The following is a 20,158-nucleotide window of genomic DNA, read 5'->3' on the forward strand; positions in this document are numbered from 1 at the left end:
CGACAAAATCGAATGCCGACTACAAAGACAAGTGGGTTAAACAGGTATACTCCCTTACAGGGGTATGATGAAATGTATGCTCAACAGGGTAATCTAAAACCCTATTGGCAAAAACTTCTCGACAGTTTTGACCACCTGGGAGTCGATGGTTTGATCGGCCGCCAGAAGGATATAGATTGGCTGCTTTCTGAAAATGGAGTTACCTATAATGTCTACAACGACCCTAAGGGGATGCATCGTCCATGGAATTTGAATATTGTCCCCTTTTTATTACGTAAAGATGAATGGGAAACTGTGGAGGCAGGCCTTAAACAAAGGGCCGAGCTTTTGGATTTGGTCTTAACGGATATTTACGGGGAACGCATGTTGATCAAGAACGGTGTAGTTCCCCATGAGATTATCTATGGACATAGAGGATTTTTGAGACAATGTTCGGGAATTGAATATGTCATGGAGAAGTTCCTGTCCATTTATGCCGCGGATTTGGCCCGGGGCACGGATGGAAGACTATGGGTGGTCAATGATCGTACCGAAGCTCCCTCGGGGATGGGGTATACCTTGGAGAACCGTTCCACGACAAGCCGAATCCTCCCGGAAATGTATGCCAAAATGAATGTAACCCGTTTATCCGGATTCTTCCAGGGCCTGAATCGAATGCTCGTAGAGGCCTCTCCCGTTAAAAAGGAGAATCCCCATATTGTGATCTTAACACCGGGTTCACATAACGAGACTTACTTTGAACATGCCTATCTATCGTCATTTTTGGGCTACCCTTTGGTCCAGGGCAATGACTTGGTAGTGCGGGATGGGTTTCTTTGGATGAAATCACTAAATGGTTTAAAGCAAATTGATGTAGTACTTCGCAGGGTAGACGATGCATTTTCCGATCCGTTGGAACTGCGTGAGGATTCCCATTTGGGTGTGGCCGGATTGCTGGACGTGGTCCGGAGAAAGAATGTTTCCGTTATCAACCCCGTAGGCAGTGGGGTAATGGAAAATCCAGGATTGATTCCCTTTATGCCCAGCATTGCCCAATACTTTTTGGGCCAAGATTTGATTTTACCACAAATTGCCTCTTGGTGGTGCGGGCAGGAGAAAGAAAAAAAATATGTGCTGGAGAATCTGTCCCGACTAGTGGTCAAGAGAATCGATCGTACGAATAGGGAGAGTATTCATTTTGGGGAGTTTTTGGATTCCGGGGAGTTGGATACCTTAAAACAAAAAATTCTGGAGCGGCCTTATAGGTTCGTTGCGCAAGAACGAATCAGTTTCTCAACGGCCCCGAATCTTGTTAAGGATTCCTTGGAGCCCAGAAATTTGGTTACCCGGGCCTTTTGTATCGCTTCGGGTTCCGATTACCAGGTCATGCCAGGCGGATTGGTAAGGGTGGCACCCGATCGTAAGACCATAAGGGTTTCCAATCACCGGGGTGGTACTAGTAAGGACTTTTGGATATTGGAGGATAAACCGGTTCAAGAAGATAGGGTCAGATTTTGGCAAAAAAAGTCTTCCAACGCAGTTTCCGGCTTGGATGACCTGCCTAGCTTAACTGCGGAAAACCTCTATTGGGCGGGACGTTATGTGGGACGTACCTTGATCAATGCCCGTTTTATTCGCATGGTAATGCGCCAATTGGCTATGGTTCAAAACCGAAACGAGACACCCGATTCCGAAAAACTTCAAACCTTGTTAAGGGCCGTTACCCATTTAACGGGAACTTACCCCGGCTTTGCCGAAAAGGCCAAAAAGGGTCCACAAGCTATGGAAAATCCATATCTGGAAATGCTTTCCGTTATCAAGGATCCAAAGAAGGTCGGCAGTTTGGCACATACCATTGACATGTTCAGTAATTCGTATTACTCCATACGAAACTTGTGGTCCACAGATATGTGGCGGGTTTTTGAGGACATTCAACAACTGTGGAAATCATTTCAAGAAGAGGAACAACCTTCTATAACCCGAATTCTCAGGGTGCTCAATAAACTGATAACCCGTTTGATCGCTTTTATGGGCCTTATAGAGGAAAGTATTATGATTCAACAGGGATTGTTGCTCTATTTCATTGGTCTGCAACTGGAACAAAGCATGTTGACGATTACCAAATGTCGTTCGCTTCTGACCATTAAGTATGATGCCCATACGGAATACGATCTTCTGGAGTATCTGTTGATCAGCCATGAGAGCTTAAACATCTACCGATACAGTTATCGATCCTATATTCAATTGGAAAATGTGTTGAACCTCGTTGTACTGGATTTGGAATACCCCCGCTCCTTGACCTATATGTTGAACAGGCTCCAAAAGGATATAGCACGTTTACCACAATCAAAATATGACAATCATTTAAACAGCTATCAAAAGTATGTTTTTGAGGCTTTTGCCAAACTGCGACTGGCTGAAGCAACCTCGTTGGCGAAAACGGCTACTGAGGAGGACTTCACACGAGAGTCGCTGGACACTTTATTGGGGCAACTTTCAGAACTCCTATATCAGACCTCACAATCCATTACCAGTTCCTATTTTAACCATACCAATACACAAAATCAACTGTTTACCCAATTCTTTCCGATTTGAGCATGTACTTTAACGTGACCCATACCACCAAATATACCTATAATGCTCCGGTGAGCTATGGCCATAATATCGCAACGCTTAGACCCCGGAAGGCCAAGGGACAGGAATTATTGGATTACCATATAGGGATTTCCCCGGAACCCTCGGAAATATCGGAGCGAGTCGACTTTTTTGGAAATTACATTACCCGCTTTTCCCTGCAAACCGAACACAGATCGCTCAAGGTAACCACTAAAAGTCGCATAAAAAGGGACTACGCCCAATTTCAGGATAGCTTTTTCTCGGAGGCTTGCAGTTCCATTACCATGAACGATGCGCTGATTGCATTGCAATCCAATGATTTGGAGATATTAGACGCCCAACAATATATCCTGGAATCTGTCTTTGTCAAAAAAATGGACGCCAGCATTCGTGAATATGCCCAAAAATCCTTCCAAGGGAATCGTTCCGTATTTGATGCGGCATTTGAATTGATGCAGCGGATTTATACGGATTTCGATTTTGTTCCCGGCTTTACCAGTATTTCAACTCCCATTCATGAGGTAATGGAACAGAAAAAAGGGGTTTGCCAAGATTTTGCCCAAATTGCGATTGCCTGCATCAGATCTATAGGCCTGCCCGCCAAATACATTAGTGGTTATATAGAGACGTTACCACCTCCAGGAAAAGAGAAACTGGTCGGAGCCGATGCCTCCCATGCCTGGTTTTCTATTTTTATCCCAGGGTTTGGCTGGGTCGATTTTGACCCTACCAACAACCAGATACCCAAAGATCAACATATTGTTGTAGGGTGGGGTAGGGACTACTATGATGTACCACCCCTAAAAGGTGTGGTCTATGGCAGTGGCCAAAGTAAACTGAAAGTGGCCGTGGATATTGCAAGAATCGATTAATGGTGGCACTTTGGGCCAAAATTGATAGTGAAAAATCCAAAGATTGTTTTCTATAACCGTTATTTAAACTTCTACTCTTCCTTTTGCCCCATCATCATGAGATAGGCTTTAAGGAAGGCATCCAGATCACCGTCCATCACGGCATCCACATTTCCGGTTTCCTCGCCGGTACGGACGTCCTTTACCAGTTTGTAGGGATGCATTACGTAGTTACGGATCTGAGATCCCCATTCTATCTTCATTTTGGAGGATTCGATTTCCTGCCGGGCCTGCATTTTTTTGCGCAATTCAATTTCGTATAACTGGGATTTCAACATTTTTAGGGCCGTGGCCCTGTTGTCGTGTTGACTTCGGGAGTCCGAACAGGAAATTTGGATTCCGGTAGGCTTGTGGACCAGTTGTACTTTGGTCTCTACCTTATTAACGTTCTGCCCACCCGCTCCGCTGGAGCGCGCTGTGGTTATTTCGATATCCGCGGGATTCACTTCGATTTCAATACTATCGTCCACCAGGGGATATACATAGACCGAAGCAAAAGAGGTGTGGCGTTTGGCATTGCTGTCAAACGGGGAGATACGTACCAGGCGATGTACACCATTCTCGCCTTTTAGCCACCCAAAAGCAAAGTCACCCTCAATTTCCAAGGTAACCGTCTTTATACCGGCCACATCGCCTTCCTGATAGTTGAGTTCCCGAACTTTGTAACCGCTCTTTTCGCTCCACATCATATACATACGCATAAGCATGGCTGCCCAATCGCAACTCTCGGTTCCACCGGCACCGGCCGTAATCTGAAGTACTGCGGTAAGCTCGTCGCCCTCCTCCGAAAGCATGTTTTTGAACTCCAACTTCTCCAGGGCTTGTAGGGCCTTTTGATGTTGGGTATCTACTTCCGTTTCGGTAACTTCCCCGGCCTCCATAAATTCCAATAGCACTTCCAAATCACCTACCAGCGTCTCGGCTGCCATATAATTGTCCACCCACTGTTTTTTGGATTGGATGAATTTCATATGGGCCTGGGCCTCTTGGGGATTGTCCCAAAAATTTGGGGCAAGGGTCTTTTCTTCCTCGTTTTCTATTTCAATACGTTTGGCATCGATGTCAAAGATACCTCCTTAGCGCACCAAGGCGCTCAATAAGATCTTTGGATTGATCTGTAGTAATCATGGTATTCAATTTCCAACAAAAATAGGTTTCTTTTTTTGAAGTAAGCCAAAAATCGATCGTATCGTCCAATACTTTCAACAAAGCAAAATAGTTTTACCTTTTACGTATGTGCCAAAAACAACTTTTAGCTGAAACCGTCTATTGTTGCTGTTCCGACAATACCTTTACGGAATGAACAGTGGTATTCTCCCCAGGCGCATATAACACGCCTTTTAAAGGAGAACAGTCGTCATAATCCTTGCCATGGCATACCTTTACATGATTAGTATTGGCCAGGAGATTGTTTGTGGGGTCAAAGCCCAGCCAACCGACATCCGGGATATATACCTCCGCCCAGGCGTGCATTTGGGAATCACCGAAATACCCATGGCCTTGGTGAAGATAACCCGAAACATATCGGGCGGGGACTTTGTTTTTCCGGGCCACCGCACAGAACAAATGGGTAAAATCCTGGCAAACTCCCTGTCTTTTCTCAATGATTGTGTCAAGCACTGTATTTACATCGGTGACCCCAGGTGTAAAGGAAAAATATGTGGAAATCCAACGGTTCAGTGCTTGAATATTTTCAAAAATGGTCTTGTCCATGTCAAAGAGGAAGATAGTGCCGTGAGCTTCCGAAAGCCTGGTAAATTTGGTCTTTCTAAGAAAAGGTTCAAAATCTATCTGAAAGTTCAACTCCTCCAACTTGGCATAATCGGCCATAGGATTCTGTGGCAGGGAAAAATCAAAAGGGTTGATTTCCTTTTTTATTACAGTGAAGGAGGCCTCAAAGGAAATTTCATTGAATTTTTGTCCGGGATGTACCCTAATGGTCTTAAAACCGAAACCATTGATCGAGGTTTGGTTGATATCGTGGAGCGAATTTGAGAATTCCCAAGATACCAACTGTTGACTTTCATTATCCTCCGGGATGATCAGAAATTGCCAATGGGCATCGTTTACCAAGGTTTCATACTGATTTTTTGCACTATACTTAATGGAATACTCCTGATACATATAGGAAGTTGAGAACAGTAAATATAACAAAGAAAAGGCGTCAATAATTAAAAAACTCCTTTTCCATTTTTTTGCTGATCTGTGTCAGTTCCTTTAATAACGTATCGATAAAATTTTTGATGTTGCCCTCTATCTCTTCAATGTATTTATACTCATATTCGGAACGTACCCGCCCTACCAGGAAGGCCGTGGAATTTTTGTTGTATTTTTTACTTGGATCCAATACCCTTATGTGGTTATAAACTTGATTAAGACTATTCATTATGGATCTGGGACAATTTGGGTTCAATATTAGAAATTCCAGGGTGGTGATGCTGGTCGGGGTCTTTTTATAGAATCTGCGCATCATATCGTAGGATTCCGCGCATTTTAATAAGGTACTCCATTCAAAACTATGGCTGAATTTGTCGCCATAGCTCCCCTGCGCCTTGAGGGCATCGTTATATTTTGCATTGATTATCCGAATAATTTGATTGGCACGTTCCATGTTTATACCCATCATGATAATGGCATAGACCTCATCATGGAGCAGGGTGCCCCTTATTTTTCCCCTTAAAATAGCGGTCATTTCGGTAACGTTTATGGTGAAATCATAAAGTCCCCTTTTCACAAAGACATCCGCAGGATAGTTAAGGATAAAGTGATAGAATTTGTTAATGGCTTCGTAAAGTTCCGTAGAAATTAAATCGCGGGCGCTATTGGCATTTTCCCGGGCATACTTCACATTGTTGATTATTGAATATCCGCATTCGTGCTCCATGGCAATTTTCCGTAGCACCTCCTCCTCATTTAGCTCAACGGACTCGTCCTCCTCGGCATCACCTACCATAAACAACATGGAACGCAATACGAATTGACGCGATTGGGACAGTTGGTTCGGCGCGTCCAGGGAGGAAAAATAGTTGACGTTAAGATATCTGGCCATATGTTCGGAACGTTCAATATAACGTCCCATCCAGAAGAGGTTGTTGGCTACTCGTGCTAGCATATGGTTTTTGTTTTAGTTTTTGGTCTGGTTTAAATTCTGTAAACTTACCCCTGTTTTTAATGGAATGAATTCCTTGCGTCCATTCAAATTTTCAAACTTTTTTCAATCACGACTGAACACTACGGATCTTTCATTCTTTTAAGACCCAGGTATCCTTGGAACCACCTCCCTGAGAGGAGTTAACGATTAGGTTCCCCTTTTTGAGGGCCACTCTGGTAAGCCCTCCCTTAAGCACAAATTCCCTATTTTTCCCCAATACGGTAAAGGTCCTTAAATCTATATGTCTTTGTTCAAACGATTCATTTTCATCAATATAGGTGGGATGAACGGATAGGGACATTATAGGTTGGGCTACGTATTTTCTAGGTGTTTCGGATACCTGGGTTTTTACCTTTTCAATTTCTTCCTTGGATAATCTGTTTCCAATGGATATACCGTATCCACCGGCTTCATCGACAGGTTTTATGACCAGTTCGGAAATATGTTCCAAAACATATTTCAGTTCATCGGGACGGCTACAGTGGTAGGTGTGCACGTTTTTGATAATCGGTTCCTCGTCCAAATAATATTTTATGATCTCCGGCATGTAGGTATAAACCGCTTTGTCATCGGCAACCCCCGTACCCGGTGCATTGGCCAATGTTACATTGCCTTTTTTGTAAGCGGCGAACAGTCCAGGGACCCCTAAGGCCGAATCCGGACGAAATTCCAATGGATCAATAAACAGGTCATCTATACGGCGATAAATTACGTCTACCCTTTCCGGACCTTGAATGGTCTTCATATACACAAAATCATTTTCTACAAAAAGGTCACGGCCTTCTACAAGTTCCACACCCATGGTCTTGGCCAAATAGGAATGTTCATAGAAAGCGGAATTGTACATACCAGGGGTAATGACCACTGTATTTGGAATATCCACGCCCTTGGGCTTTACCGTTTCCAAAAGATCCAAAAGATTTTCGGCGTAATTGGTCACCGTATGGGTTTGATAGTGGTTAAAGACACCAAAAAGGGCCCTCTTAAGCGCGGTTCGATTACAAATCACATAGCTCACTCCGGACGGACATCTGATATTATCCTCAAGTACGTAATAGTTTCCATCAGTATGTTTTATGACATCCGTACCGGAAATATGATTGTAGATTCCACCAGGCGGATCTACGTCCATCATTTGATGAAGGTAGTTATCGGATGAACTTACGAGTTCCAAGGGAACGATACCTTGCTTAAGTATTTTTTTATCATGATAGATGTCCCACAGAAATAGGTTGAGTGCCCTGCTGCGTTGTATGGATCCCCGTTCTATGATATCCCATTCCTCGGTGTCTATGATACGTGGAAAAAGGTCAAAAGGAAAAATTTTCTCCTTGGCCTCCTTCTCCCCATATACTTGAAAGGTAATCCCTTGATTGAAAAATGAGGATTTGGCCTTCTCATTCAATCGGACATAATCCTGAATGGAATGCCCTCCATACAGATCGAACAAGGTCTTGTAGACATCCTTTACAACACCATTTTTATCGAATATTTCATCAAACAAATCGGGATTTCTCTGGTACGATGAGAAAATCTGGTTTTCGAGATTGCCCATGCTATTTTGTTTTCCATTAATATATAAGTTTTCAACGTATATTACTATGCAAAATCCCTAATAATCCCTCTGTTTTTTGGGGATACGCCTAAAAATACGGTGCGATTTCTGTCATTTTAATTTTTGGGGTAGAATGACAAAGGAGTATCCAAATTTGAGGTTTTTTGCATATTTTTAATTATCTAACGCAGTACCCCAATCCTATGAAGCATCTTTTCTTAATTTTCATTTCGGTTTTTTTTGTTCCGCCCTCAAACGCCCAATTTGATGAAACGGACATGAACTATAAAAAGTTCGATGGATTCTTTAACTTTTACTATGATGAAGCCCATGGAAAAATTTATTTGGAGGTCGATGCTTTGGAAAAAGAGTTCCTCCATGTGTATTCCCTTAGCAGCGGAATTGGAAGTAATGACATTGGACTGGATAGGGGACAGTTGGGCAATGAGCAGGTAGCCTATTTTAAAAAGGTCGGGAACAAGCTTTTTTTGATACAGCCCAATCTTAAATTTCGAGCCCTTACGGACAATGCTTTGGAAAAGAAGTCCGTTGGCCAGGCCTTTGCCAAATCAGTACTTTATGGTGCCGAGATAGAAAAGGAAATCAATGGTAGTTACATTATTGACCTGACCGATTTTTTGATGCGCGATGCCCACGGAGTATCCCAAAGGTTAAAAAACAAGAAACAGGGGGCCTATAAATTGGATACGTCCAGAAGTGCGGTGGATATGGACCGTACCAAGGCTTTTCCAAAAAATGTAGAGTTTGATGTTATGTTGACTTTTGAGGGGGAACCCAAAGGAGACTGGATCAAATCGGTGACGCCGAATCCGTCCTTAGTTACTGTGGCCCAGCATCATTCTTTTATTGAATTACCGGACGATGGATACCAAAAGCGGGAATTTGATCCTCGTTGTGGTTCCTATCCTTTTTCCTATTACGATTATGCCACTCCAATCCAGGAACCTATCTTAAAACGTTTTATTACCAGACATCGGTTACGGAAAAAGGATCCTTCCTTGAAGGTTAGTGAAGCCTTGGAACCCATTATTTACTATTTGGACAACGGTACTCCGGAACCGGTCCGTTCGGCCCTATTGGAAGGTGGCAGGTGGTGGAACGAGGCATTTGAGGCTATTGGATATAAAGATGCCTTCCAACTAAAAATATTACCCGATGATGCAGATCCTTTGGATGTACGCTATAATGTTATTCAATGGGTACATCGTTCAACCCGGGGTTGGAGCTATGGAAGTAGCGTTACAGATCCGCGTACCGGGGAAATCATAAAGGGGCATGTAAGCTTGGGCAGCTTGCGCATTCGTCAGGATTTCTTGATTGCACAGGCCTTGATGAACGAACCCTTTGCCGAAAGCGATTATAATTACGAATCTATGTTGGAATTGGCCTTGGCCCGGATCCGACAACTTTCCGCACACGAAATTGGCCATACCCTTGGATTTGCGCATAATTTTGCTGCCAGTACCAATAACAGGGCTTCGGTCATGGACTATCCACATCCCCAATTTTCGGTCAAAGGAAAGGAAATTGATTTTTCGGATGCCTACGCTACGGGAATCGGGGAGTGGGACAAGGTAACGATCGCCTATTCCTATACGGATTTTCCCGAAGGCATCGATGAACAAGAAGGACTTGATCAAATTTTGGACAAGGCCAGGCGAGATGGACTTCGCTTTATCACCGATCAGGATGCCAGGCCACCGGGTAGCTCACATATCTTGGCACATCTATGGGACAATGGAACCAATGCAAGTGAAGAACTGGATAAAGTACTAGAGATAAGAAAGACGGCCATTTCCAATTTTTCCTTGGACAATATTCGTGTGGGCGAACCGAATACCGTTTTGGAAGACGTATTCGTCCCATTATACTTCTTTCACCGATACCAGACCGAGGCGGTGGCCAAAATAGTTGGAGGAATGGAGTATAATTATGCGGTTAGGGGCGATGGACAGACTACGATTGAAATGGCAAATTCCGCCATACAACAGCAGGCATTAATGGGCTTGTTAAAAACCTTGAATGCTTCCGTAATCGCTGTTCCCAAGGATAAATTGTCCTTGTTTCCCCCGCGGGCCTTCGGCTATCCGCGAACCAGGGAATCCATCAAAGGAAAGACCGGGGTTTCGTTCGACCCGTTGTCCGCAGCCGAGACCGCAGCCGATATGACCTTGGGTTTTTTATTGCATCCAGAACGGGCTTCTCGCCTGATACAACAAAAAGCACTGGATCCCAAAAGTTTAGGTTTGGAGAAAGTGTTGGATATGGTTATCGTAAATACTCTTGGGCGAGTCCATAAAGACCCCTATTTGTTCGAAGTACAGAACAGTATCAATTTTAAGGTGCTAGATCATCTGATGAATTTAGCAGCTAGCAAAAATGTGCACCCCGGAGTCAATGCCTTGGCCAATGACAAAATCAAAAGTATAAACGAGACCAATTTTGGTAAGGCCTTGGAACAGATCGACGCATTGGAAATGCTGCGCCGTATTCGCAATTTCTATGAGCACCCGGACAAGTTTAAAATGGATCCGGCTCCCAAAATACCGGATGGCTCTCCCATAGGGATGGACTGTTTCCACTAAAAGTTCGAAAACAAGTTTTATATTCGAGCGGAAGTTTTACCATAAAATGTTTAAAAAACACATCCGTTGAAAATAAACCTTATCAGTGATACGGTCACCAAACCCACATCGGGCATGTTGGAAGCCATGATGACCGCAGAGGTTGGTGACGATGTCTTTAAGGAAGACCCATCCGTTAATGCCTTGGAAGCCAAAGTAGCGAATCTTTTTGGCAAAGAGGCCGCACTTTTTTTTCCTTCGGGCTCAATGACGAACCAGACCGCCATTAAATTGCATACAAACCCAGGGGATCAGGTTATTTGCGACAAGTATGCCCACGTTTATAATTATGAAGGGGGAGGAGCTAGCTTCAATAGTGGGGTCTCATGCAAGCTTGTGGATGGGAAACGGGGCATGATGACGGCTTCGCAAGTGGAGGCGGCAGTAAATCCGCCCGACTTTTATCATAGCCCATTGACATCTTTGGTCTGTGTAGAAAATACCACGAACAAAGGAGGAGGTGCCTGTTGGGATTTTCAGGAATTGCGGAAAATAAAGATAATCTGTGAGAAACATGGTCTGGGGTATCACTTGGATGGTGCACGATTATGGAATGCCTTAGTTGCTAAAAACGAGTCCCCCAAGCAATATGGCGACCTTTTCGATACCATTAGTGTATGCCTAAGCAAGGGCCTAGGCTGCCCTGTTGGCTCCGTTCTTGTCGGAAGCAGTGAAAAAATAGACAGGGCCCTGCGCATACGTAAAATATTGGGGGGAGGAATGCGACAAGCCGGATATTTGGCAGCGGCCGGTAGTTACGCCTTGGATCATCATAGGGAAAGATTGGTGGAGGATCATGATAAGGCCAAAGCTATCGGGGAAGTACTGCAAAAATTACCTTACATTAAAAAAGTAGAGCCGATAGAAACCAATATCATTATTTTCGAAATCAATGAGGACGTAATGTCGGCGGAAAAATTTGTTCGAAAATTAGAAGAAAGGAATGTGTTTATCATTGGTATGGGACAAGGAAAACTACGGATCGTTACTCATTTGGACTATACGGACAAGATGCATGACGTTTTCTTGACCGTTTTAAAAGAGCTATAGTTCGCCCAAATCGGACAATCTATGTATCCTATTTTGTAAATTTTTAATGCCGTTTTCCATTCCCGCCTCGGAGGTATAACGTTCGCTATGTCCAATGAGACTTCCTGTATTGTCCTTTAGGTTAAAGAGAAACTTGCCCTCATGATCCGTCTTCCTTTCAAAACCTACAGGTATGTTCTTTGTGTTCCGAAGCGTTTGCAAGGACTTTTGAACCTCGGATTCATTCGGAAATGCAATGCTGCTCAAAAGGGTCTGCCCGCTTTCGGACTTTAATATGAATCGGTATTCATTGCCCTTGTTTTTCTCAATTGAAATCATGCTATAGCTTTTCCTAAAGTTACATCTTTTGTATTTGAAAAACCATATGAGGAATTATTTAAAAAAGGCAAAGTTTCTCTATCAATTCTATTAGATCTCCCTACTTTTTGGCAAGAATCGAATTATTTGAAAAAACGGTCCATCCCCGGAATATTGGGCATGCCTTCCTTGGCTACGGCCGCCAATTCGGTTTCGTTGACCTGTGTTGCCTTTTCAATAGCCTTGTTCAAGGTAAGGACAAGATAGTCTTCCAACTGTTCCTTGTCCTTCAACAGACTATCCTCAACCCGTATTTCCTTTATTTTTCGGTTAGCCGTGATGGTTACTGTCAACCGGCCATCCGAGGTCTTTTCCTCCAATGTTACCGTATCCAAACGTTTTTTGGTTTCCTCTACTTTTCTTTGGGTCTCCTTAAGTTTTCCCATCATGCCCATCATGTCTCCGAACATATCTTTTTAATTAGAATGAATTAGCATCAAAATTACTAAATTGTGCGAAATAACTGTATTTACATGTTTAACAAAGCAGAACGTTCAATTATTTTTTTGGGATATGCTACTTTTGCCATTTCCTGTACACAGCAAAACAAAAATATGACGGACATATCAGCTCCAGTAGCCAAAAAGATTCGTAAGGAATTGGTTGCGCATGATGAGGTTAGGATAGATGATTATTATTGGCTCAATGAAAGGGACAATAAGGAGGTAATAGCCCATTTGGAACAAGAGAACGCATACTATTCCCAATTGACACAACATACCAAAGACTCGCAGGAGGAGCTATTCAAGGAGATGAAGTCGCGGATAAAGGAAGATGATTCCTCGGTACCCTATAAGCGGAACGGCTATTGGTACGTAACCCGATATGAGACGGGAAAGGAATACCCTATTTATAGCAGATTTAAAGGTTCCTTGGATGCCCCGGAGGAGATTATGTTCAATGGTAACGAAATGGCCACGGGCCATGAATATTTCAATATAGGGGGTATTAGTATAAGTCCGGATAATAAACTGGCGGCTTTTGGAGTGGATACGGTTTCTAGAAGACAATACACCCTGCGAATCAAAAATCTGGAAACTGGTGAAATCTATGACGATACAATTGATAATACCACCGGTGGATCGGTTTGGGCGGATGATAACCGAACACTGTTCTATGTGAAAAAAGATACTGTTACCTTGCGTGCCGATAAAATCCTAAAACATAAATTAGGAACATCGTCGTCATCGGATATAGAGGTTTTTCATGAGCAGGACGAGACCTTTGGCACTTATGTGTACAAGACGAAATCCAAAAAATATATCGTAATTGGTTCCTATAGTACGTTAACATCTGAATTTAGGACGCTTAGGGCGGACGAACCGGATGGGGAATTCAAGATTTTTTCTCCTCGGGAAAGAGGATTGGAGTATTCAATAGTCCACTATAAGGATGCCTTTTATGTGTTGACCAATAAGGATAAGGCGACTAACTTTAAATTGATGAGGGCCAATGAGGAAGATACATCCTCTGAAAAATGGGAAGAGTTCATTCCACATCGAGAGGATGTCCTTTTGGAGGATATTGAAATATTCAAGGATTACTATGTGCTTTCGGAGCGGGAAAACGGACTAAATCGAATCAAAATCACACGATGGGACAATTCAAATGTTTACTACCTTCCTTTTGATAGTGAGACCTACACGGCCTACGTAAGTAGAAATCCGGAATTCGATACGGATACCTTGCGATTTGGGTACAACTCCTTGACTACTCCTAGTTCAATAATCGATTTTAACATGAAGACCAAGGGAAAGGAGGTAAAAAAGGAACAAGAGGTACTCGGAGGTCGATTCCAAAAGGAGAATTATTTGGAAAAACGCATATGGGCCGATGCCAAGGATGGTGCAAAAATCCCGATGTCAATCGTGTACCACAAGGATACCCCGTTGAACCGGGACACCCCTATTTTGCAATATGCCTATGGTTCCTATGGCGTAACCCTGGATCCCAATTTTTCCACGGTGCGTTTAAGCCTATTAGATCGTGGTTTTGTATTTGCACTTGCCCATATCCGTGGAGGGGAGTATTTGGGCAGGCCCTGGTATGAGGATGGCAAACTCTTAAAAAAGAAAAACACCTTTACCGATTTTATTGATTGTTCGCGATATTTGATAGAAAAGGGATATACTTCACCCGACCATTTGTATGCGATGGGCGGGTCGGCTGGAGGACTTCTTATGGGGGCAGTGGCAAATATGGCCCCGGAACTCTATAAGGGAATTGTTGCGCAGGTGCCTTTCGTTGACGTAATCACCACCATGTTCGATGATTCCATACCGCTTACTACCGGAGAGTACGATGAATGGGGTAATCCCAACGAAAGGGAATACTACGACTATATGAAGTCCTATTCACCCTATGATAATGTTGAGGCAAAGGCATATCCCAATATGTTGGTGACGACCGGGCTTCACGATTCCCAGGTACAATATTTTGAACCGGCCAAATGGGTAGCGAAGCTTCGTGAACTTAAGACGGACGATAACCTTTTGTTGTTTAATATTAATATGGACGCGGGCCATGGAGGGGCTTCAGGTCGCTTTGAGGCCTTAAGGGAAACCGCAAAGGAATACGCCTTTTTATTAGATTTGGAAGGGAAGATTTAATAATTCAAAAAAAAATGTAATTTTGCCCAAGAATTTTAGGGATTTTTCAATAGTCCATTTGATTCAAAAACTTATACCGCCTGTATGGAACATGAGATCAATGCTTGCAACAATGTCCTGGAGCTCATAGGAAACACCCCACTTATAAAATTAGATAGAATAACCGCCAAACTCAAGGGCAATTTCTACGCCAAGGTAGAGGCTTTCAACCCTGGCCATTCCTCAAAAGATCGGGTGGCGGCCTATATCATAGATGAAGCGGAGAAAAGGGGAATTCTTTCCGAGGGCAGCACCATAATCGAGACCACTTCGGGAAATACAGGTTTTAGCTTGGCCATGGTAAGCATTATCAAGGGTTACGAATGCATACTTGCCGTAACCTCTAAATCTTCCAGGGACAAGATAGATATGCTCAGGGCCATGGGTGCCAAAGTTTATGTCTGTCCGGCCCATGTAAGTGCAGATGATCCCAGATCGTATTATCAGGTGGCCAAACGACTACATGAAGAGACTAAAGGCTCAATCTATATCAATCAATATTTCAATGAACTGAATATAGATGCCCATTACAATACTACCGGACCGGAAATCTGGAAACAGACAAATGGCAAAATAACCCATTTGGTAGCCTGTAGCGGTACGGGAGGAACAATTTCAGGAGCAGCCCGGTTTTTAAAGGAACAGAACCCTAACGTTAGAGTCATAGGAGTGGATGCATACGGTTCGGTATTAAAAAAATATCATGAAACGGGAGAGTTTGATTCCAAGGAAATCTATCCTTACCGGATCGAAGGATTGGGAAAGAACCTGATTCCGGCAGCCACCGATTTTGGGACCATTGACGAGTTTATAAAGGTTACTGATGAACAAAGCGCCCACACCGCTCGGGAAATCTCCAGAACCGAAGGCTTGTTTGTAGGGTATACCAGTGGAGCCGTAATGCAGGCCATAAAACAATTAAGTATAAAAGATATCTTTGATAAGAACAGTAATGTAGTGATGATTTTCCCAGATCATGGGTCACGTTATATGAGTAAGATATATAGCGATAAGTGGATGGAAGACCAGGGCTTCTTTGATAGCAATACCGTTGAGGAAACCCAGGAAATCCAATTTATAAAGTAATCGTGCTAGCATATTAGCGGTAGACAAAAGCAATGCCCGGATGGTATTGCTTTTTTGTTTGCAGGCTAAAATTTATGAATCCAAGGTAAAAATCCATATTTTTGTTGTTAAAATCAACCCAAGCTACATGAGAGACTTATTTGATAGAATAATCGAAAATAAGGGTCCTTTGGGAAAATGGGCCTCACAAGCGGAAGGCTATTTCGTATTCCCCAAATTGGAAGGCCCTATCTCCAACCGAATGAAGTTTCAAGGTAAGGAAGTTATTACCTGGAGCATCAATGATTACCTAGGTCTGGCGAACTTACCTGAAATTAAGAAGATTGATGGTGAAGCAGCGATGGAACATGGTGCCGCCTACCCGATGGGCGCCCGAATGATGAGTGGCCATACGGATTATCATGAAAAGTTGGAACAGGAGCTGGCCGATTTCGTATATAAAGAATCCGCATATTTATTGAATTTTGGCTATCAAGGTATTATGTCCGCCATCGATGCCCTGGTCTCCAAGGATGATATTATCGTATATGATGTGGACTCCCACGCCTGTATAATTGATGGGGTGCGTCTGCATATGGGGAAACGGTTCACGTTTAAGCATAACGATGTGGACAGCTTGGAGAAGAATTTGGAAAGGGCAACCCGAATGGCCGAACAAACCGGTGGAGGTATCCTGGTTATTTCCGAGGGTGTTTTTGGTATGCGCGGGGAACAGGGTAAATTAAAGGAAATCGTTGCCCTGAAGAAAAAATTTCAATTCCGGTTGTTGGTGGATGATGCCCATGGATTTGGAACTTTGGGAGCCACCGGCGCAGGTGCGGGGGAAGAGCAGGGGGTTCAGGACGGTATTGACGTGTATTTTGCCACTTTTGCCAAGTCCATGGCCGGCATTGGTGCGTTTTTGGCCGCTGATAAGGAAATCATTGACTACCTCAAATATAATTTACGGTCCCAAATGTTTGCCAAGTCCTTACCGATGATTTATGTAAAAGGAGCCCTTAAGCGCTTGGAAATGTTACGTACCCAGCCTAAACTTAAGGCCAAGCTGTGGGAAAATGTAAATGCCTTACAAAACGGACTTAAGAACAGGGGCTTTGATATAGGCAACACCAATACCTGCGTAACACCGGTCTATTTGAATGGGAGTATTCCCGAGGCCATGGCATTGGTCAAAGACCTTAGGGAAAATCATCGAATATTCTGTTCTATAGTGGTTTACCCTGTAATACCTAAAGGATTGATTTTACTAAGGATGATTCCTACAGCTACGCATACCCTGGAAGATATTGAGGAAACCCTTGATGCTTTTTCCGCTATTCGTGAGCGGCTCCAAAAAGGCATATATAAGAAATTATCGGCAGCTGTGGCCGCTGCCATGGGGGAATAACAAAACTTGGAATTTTGGGGAAGTCTGGAACGAACCCTACCATATCGCCTGGGGCCTACCTTTTCCATTACATTATAAATCCTTGCGATACGTTCTTCTCCGCTTATAAATAACAGGGTTAAAATGCTTCCACATTTGGCGAATGGCCACATTTTCTTCCAATTCCGGAGTGCGATAACACATTTTAATGTTTTTCTCGGTAAAGGTCTTATAGTATTCATTGAAGATTATAGCCGTAACACCTTTGTTCTGGAATTCCGGGTGGATTCCTATCAAATAGAACAGCACATCCTCACTGCTCCTTTTGGCCTTTAAAAGATGAAATATTCCAAAAGGTATTAATTTGCCTTTTGCCTTTTGTAACGCTTTTGAAAATGTGGGCATTACGATGGCAAAGGCGATAAGGTCGTTCTCCTTGTTTACAATAAACTTAATGTATTCCGGATTAGCAAAACCGATGTATTTCTTTTTGAAATAAGACTTTTGAATATCCGTAACCGGTATAAAGGAAGAGAGTTTGGCATATGTTTCGTTGAACAGGTCGAACATTCGGTCTACCATGGGAAGAATATCCTTGGCTTTTGTAAAATTAATTTCCCTAAGACCATATCTACGCTTTACCAAATCGTTCAATTTGGTGAAAACAGCAGGGTCGGCATTACTGATGGGAAATTTGTTCTCCATGTATTCCTTCTCCTTGATAAAACCCAACCGCTCATAGTGCTTTTTATAGTAAGGGTAGTTGTACCACGTTACCATTGATCCAATGTGATCGAACCCTTCGATCAATACCCCCACCTTGTCCAAATTGGAAAAGCCCATAGGCCCTTCCATATGATCCAATTCGTTTTCAATGCCTATCTCCTTCACCTTTCTCAAAAGGGCTTCTGAAACTTCCGTATCATCGATAAAATCAAACCATCCGAAACGGATTTTCTTGATTTTTTTTTCCCGGACCTCCATCCAATTGATAATGGCGACCACCCGCCCTACGATTTTCTCATTTTTAAAGGCTAAAAGAAACGAGGCATCGGAGGTTTCAAATGCCGGATTTTTGGTCTTGTCAAAGGTTTCCAATTCTTCCTTGATGATAGGTGGCACCCAATAGGGGGAGTTCCTATACAAGGTAAAGGGAAACTTCACAAATTTCTTAAGCTCGGATTTAGATGCGACCTCTTTGAGGGTGACCATACGGTTGTTTTTGTAGGGTCAATATTAGGGATATTTAACTAGGGAATAAAATCCTTGTCCTTAAATTGTGTTAATGATATATTAGAACTATTTTCAAAAAACAAAGCTATAGCATACCGTTACCCCTGTTTTTTCTTTTTCTCTTCCTTTCTTAATTTTCGCAGCTGTTTTTTGGAGGGGCCAAGATCAACGTCCTCCGCGCCACGTCCATCTTTCTTCCGTTTTAGTTTCTTCCTTTCCTCGCGTTCCTTTTTCTTCATGGAGTTTTTTTGAATGGGGCCTCCATTTTCCCCGGCCCTCTGTTCATCGATAGGTTTAAAGGTATCCTTGTGGAAATCGAACCTGTAGGATGCTCCCATGGTCACGAATATACGGGACGGGTTGTTTTTAAAACTTGCCCCAAGATTAATATCCGCCTGAAGATTTTCATTGAACAAATGGGCCACGCCACTACGCAGGAGTATATCGGAATACCGGTCACTATCGATACCCTGATTCTCCACAAAAACGCTCCACTTCGGATTTCGAAAAGCATGGGAAAGCGAAACTAAATAACTCCATTCCGGAAAATCGGTACCGATCCGGTCATAGGCGATATTGGAAATCAATACGAACCTTGGGGTAAGCCTACTTTGTGTCGCTACCATAACACGAGGCGATATAGTGGGATCTCCCACGAAGAAGGGATTGTCCCCGAACACAAAGTTGGCTCCGGCATAAACGGAAACCGAGGGAATGAGGTTTTTTAGCTGAAATAGATTATTGGCCCGCCAGCTGTACAAATTAGGTTTGTTACGTTCGGGAGCTTTGTACCGATCATAGATCAAAAACTTGAGACCCAAACGGTTCATACCAAAATTGGTGCGTGATTCTTCGGTTCCAAAATTTACGAATGTAATGTCCTGGTTTTGGAAGGTACCTTCCCAATGCAGTTCCAACTCTTCAAACAAAAGCCCATATCGTAGGGCAATGTCGGTTCCCCAGATATTGGATTGGGTGTTCAATAGGGTATGGTCCCGTTGTTCGAAAAAGACACCCATCTCCGCTTGGACCACATTTTTTCCCACAGCATAAGCGCTAACGGAAAGTCCTGGTCGGTTGGAGTTAATAACATCGGTGTATTGTGAAAATGAAGAAATTGAAAAGCTAAATACGATCAAATAAACGAGTTGCTTCATCTTTGAACTGCTGATTAATAGTCTAAATGGGCATATCGTTTAATGGTTTTATCATTATTTTAGCACTTTTGCCCTGATAATACAACGTTAGAATTGTACTTTTGATATAACACAATTAAAATAATATGGGGTTTTTAAAAGCGATCTTAATACTTCTGTTGGTTTACTATCTGGTAAAGATGCTCTTCAGAATGTTTGCTCCAAGGCTTTTCAGCTATGCCGCCAAAAAAACGGAAGCCCACTTTAAGGAAAGGTTTGACGAGTTTGCAAGACAGAACGGGCAGCAGGATGAGTCCATTGGGGATGTAACCATCGATAAGAAACCTTCCAAAAAATTCAACGCTTCCAAAAAAGTAGGGGAATATATTGACTTTGAGGAAATTGATTGATTATCTTGCCTTGAT

The 20,158-nt window shown here is 43.0% G+C and carries 17 protein-coding genes; 8 read left to right on the plus strand and 9 right to left on the minus strand.

Annotated features, from left to right (window positions below):
- The first annotated feature begins 12 nt into the window (after window positions 1-12).
- Entirely contained in the window at window positions 13-2,574 is a 2,562-nt protein-coding gene (locus tag ACO06Y_RS15330) for a circularly permuted type 2 ATP-grasp protein (RefSeq protein WP_422079865.1), read from the plus strand.
- A gap of 2 nt (window positions 2,575-2,576) precedes the next feature.
- Window positions 2,577-3,467 carry a transglutaminase family protein gene (locus ACO06Y_RS15335; protein ID WP_422084187.1) on the plus strand — a complete coding sequence of 297 codons (891 nt, stop codon included), beginning with the start codon at window positions 2,577-2,579 and terminating at the stop codon, window positions 3,465-3,467.
- Window positions 3,468-3,538: 71 nt separating this feature from the next.
- Here the strand turns inward: ACO06Y_RS15335 and prfB are convergent.
- The 5 genes from prfB to ACO06Y_RS15360 all read right to left on the minus strand — a co-directional run bounded on the left by prfB (window position 3,539) and on the right by ACO06Y_RS15360 (window position 8,212).
- A protein-coding gene (gene prfB, locus ACO06Y_RS15340) for a peptide chain release factor 2 (RefSeq protein WP_422084188.1) occupies window positions 3,539-4,634 on the minus strand; the annotation gives its coding sequence in 2 pieces (ribosomal slippage) (window positions 3,539-4,570 and window positions 4,572-4,634; 1,095 coding nt in all).
- Window positions 4,569-4,715, minus strand: coding sequence for a hypothetical protein (locus ACO06Y_RS15345; RefSeq protein ID WP_422084251.1), 147 nt, complete (start codon window positions 4,713-4,715; stop codon window positions 4,569-4,571). Before ACO06Y_RS15345 ends, prfB begins: the two co-directional genes overlap by 66 nt.
- A gap of 57 nt (window positions 4,716-4,772) precedes the next feature.
- Window positions 4,773-5,630 (minus strand): transglutaminase-like domain-containing protein, encoded by an 858-nt coding sequence (locus ACO06Y_RS15350; RefSeq protein ID WP_422079866.1) that lies wholly within the window; start codon window positions 5,628-5,630, stop codon window positions 4,773-4,775.
- Between the two features lie 40 nt (window positions 5,631-5,670).
- Window positions 5,671-6,618 (minus strand): alpha-E domain-containing protein, encoded by a 948-nt coding sequence (locus tag ACO06Y_RS15355; protein WP_422079867.1) that lies wholly within the window; start codon window positions 6,616-6,618, stop codon window positions 5,671-5,673.
- A 130-nt stretch (window positions 6,619-6,748) separates the two neighbouring features.
- Window positions 6,749-8,212 carry a circularly permuted type 2 ATP-grasp protein gene (locus ACO06Y_RS15360; protein ID WP_422079868.1) on the minus strand — a complete coding sequence of 488 codons (1,464 nt, stop codon included), beginning with the start codon at window positions 8,210-8,212 and terminating at the stop codon, window positions 6,749-6,751.
- Between the two features lie 203 nt (window positions 8,213-8,415).
- On the opposite strand from ACO06Y_RS15360, the gene ACO06Y_RS15365 reads away from it, so the two are divergent.
- Both ACO06Y_RS15365 and ACO06Y_RS15370 read left to right on the plus strand, forming a co-directional pair.
- Window positions 8,416-10,818 carry a zinc-dependent metalloprotease gene (locus tag ACO06Y_RS15365; protein ID WP_422079869.1) on the plus strand — a complete coding sequence of 801 codons (2,403 nt, stop codon included), beginning with the start codon at window positions 8,416-8,418 and terminating at the stop codon, window positions 10,816-10,818.
- A gap of 66 nt (window positions 10,819-10,884) precedes the next feature.
- Window positions 10,885-11,907, plus strand: a complete 1,023-nt coding sequence (locus ACO06Y_RS15370; RefSeq protein ID WP_422079870.1) for a threonine aldolase family protein — start codon at window positions 10,885-10,887, stop codon at window positions 11,905-11,907.
- Here ACO06Y_RS15370 and ACO06Y_RS15375 read toward each other — a convergent pair.
- Window positions 11,902-12,225, minus strand: a complete 324-nt coding sequence (locus ACO06Y_RS15375) for a DUF1508 domain-containing protein (RefSeq protein WP_422079872.1) — start codon at window positions 12,223-12,225, stop codon at window positions 11,902-11,904. The two genes, ACO06Y_RS15370 and ACO06Y_RS15375, sit on opposite strands and share 6 nt — an antisense overlap.
- 122 nt (window positions 12,226-12,347) lie before the next feature.
- On the minus strand, window positions 12,348-12,674 hold the full coding sequence (locus ACO06Y_RS15380; RefSeq protein WP_422079873.1) for a YbaB/EbfC family nucleoid-associated protein: 327 nt from the start codon (window positions 12,672-12,674) through the stop codon (window positions 12,348-12,350).
- 63 nt (window positions 12,675-12,737) lie between these two features.
- Between ACO06Y_RS15380 and ACO06Y_RS15385 the strand changes: the two genes are divergently transcribed.
- From ACO06Y_RS15385 to ACO06Y_RS15395, 3 genes are all read left to right on the plus strand, one after another.
- Window positions 12,738-14,873, plus strand: coding sequence for a S9 family peptidase (locus ACO06Y_RS15385; RefSeq protein ID WP_422079874.1), 2,136 nt, complete (start codon window positions 12,738-12,740; stop codon window positions 14,871-14,873).
- An 84-nt stretch (window positions 14,874-14,957) separates the two neighbouring features.
- On the plus strand, window positions 14,958-15,998 hold the full coding sequence (locus tag ACO06Y_RS15390) for a PLP-dependent cysteine synthase family protein (protein ID WP_422079875.1): 1,041 nt from the start codon (window positions 14,958-14,960) through the stop codon (window positions 15,996-15,998).
- 127 nt (window positions 15,999-16,125) lie between these two features.
- A complete protein-coding gene (locus tag ACO06Y_RS15395; protein ID WP_422079876.1) occupies window positions 16,126-17,385 on the plus strand; it encodes an aminotransferase class I/II-fold pyridoxal phosphate-dependent enzyme in 1,260 nt (419 codons plus the stop codon).
- A gap of 72 nt (window positions 17,386-17,457) precedes the next feature.
- Here the strand turns inward: ACO06Y_RS15395 and ACO06Y_RS15400 are convergent, their stop codons facing one another.
- Together ACO06Y_RS15400 and ACO06Y_RS15405 are read right to left on the minus strand one after the other, a co-directional pair.
- On the minus strand, window positions 17,458-18,576 hold the full coding sequence (locus tag ACO06Y_RS15400) for a GTP cyclohydrolase (protein WP_422079877.1): 1,119 nt from the start codon (window positions 18,574-18,576) through the stop codon (window positions 17,458-17,460).
- A gap of 119 nt (window positions 18,577-18,695) precedes the next feature.
- Window positions 18,696-19,754 (minus strand): transporter, encoded by a 1,059-nt coding sequence (locus ACO06Y_RS15405; RefSeq protein WP_422079878.1) that lies wholly within the window; start codon window positions 19,752-19,754, stop codon window positions 18,696-18,698.
- A gap of 125 nt (window positions 19,755-19,879) precedes the next feature.
- Here ACO06Y_RS15405 and ACO06Y_RS15410 point away from each other — a divergent pair, with 125 nt between their 5' ends.
- Complete coding sequence (locus tag ACO06Y_RS15410; protein ID WP_422079879.1) at window positions 19,880-20,143, plus strand: DUF4834 family protein; 264 nt, start codon at window positions 19,880-19,882, stop codon at window positions 20,141-20,143.
- The last annotated feature ends 15 nt before the right edge of the window (window positions 20,144-20,158 follow it).

Origin of the sequence: Ulvibacterium sp. (assembly GCF_965228935.1) — a bacterium.
Taxonomy (GTDB): domain Bacteria; phylum Bacteroidota; class Bacteroidia; order Flavobacteriales; family Flavobacteriaceae; genus Ulvibacterium.

Excerpts from the sequence above, each read along its gene's own strand:
- ACO06Y_RS15330 (WP_422079865.1), top strand. The coding sequence starts at position 13 with ATGCCGACTACAAAGACAAGTGGGTTAAACAGGTATACTCCCTTACAG.
- ACO06Y_RS15335 (WP_422084187.1), top strand. The coding sequence starts at position 2,577 with ATGTACTTTAACGTGACCCATACCACCAAATATACCTATAATGCTCCG.
- ACO06Y_RS15350 (WP_422079866.1), bottom strand. The coding sequence starts at position 5,630 with ATGTATCAGGAGTATTCCATTAAGTATAGTGCAAAAAATCAGTATGAA.
- ACO06Y_RS15355 (WP_422079867.1), bottom strand. The coding sequence starts at position 6,618 with ATGCTAGCACGAGTAGCCAACAACCTCTTCTGGATGGGACGTTATATT.
- ACO06Y_RS15360 (WP_422079868.1), bottom strand. The coding sequence starts at position 8,212 with ATGGGCAATCTCGAAAACCAGATTTTCTCATCGTACCAGAGAAATCCC.
- ACO06Y_RS15365 (WP_422079869.1), top strand. The coding sequence starts at position 8,416 with ATGAAGCATCTTTTCTTAATTTTCATTTCGGTTTTTTTTGTTCCGCCC.
- ACO06Y_RS15375 (WP_422079872.1), bottom strand. The coding sequence starts at position 12,225 with ATGATTTCAATTGAGAAAAACAAGGGCAATGAATACCGATTCATATTA.
- ACO06Y_RS15380 (WP_422079873.1), bottom strand. The coding sequence starts at position 12,674 with ATGTTCGGAGACATGATGGGCATGATGGGAAAACTTAAGGAGACCCAA.
- ACO06Y_RS15385 (WP_422079874.1), top strand. The coding sequence starts at position 12,738 with ATGTTTAACAAAGCAGAACGTTCAATTATTTTTTTGGGATATGCTACT.
- ACO06Y_RS15390 (WP_422079875.1), top strand. The coding sequence starts at position 14,958 with ATGGAACATGAGATCAATGCTTGCAACAATGTCCTGGAGCTCATAGGA.
- ACO06Y_RS15395 (WP_422079876.1), top strand. The coding sequence starts at position 16,126 with ATGAGAGACTTATTTGATAGAATAATCGAAAATAAGGGTCCTTTGGGA.
- ACO06Y_RS15400 (WP_422079877.1), bottom strand. The coding sequence starts at position 18,576 with ATGGTCACCCTCAAAGAGGTCGCATCTAAATCCGAGCTTAAGAAATTT.
- ACO06Y_RS15405 (WP_422079878.1), bottom strand. The coding sequence starts at position 19,754 with ATGAAGCAACTCGTTTATTTGATCGTATTTAGCTTTTCAATTTCTTCA.
- ACO06Y_RS15410 (WP_422079879.1), top strand. The coding sequence starts at position 19,880 with ATGGGGTTTTTAAAAGCGATCTTAATACTTCTGTTGGTTTACTATCTG.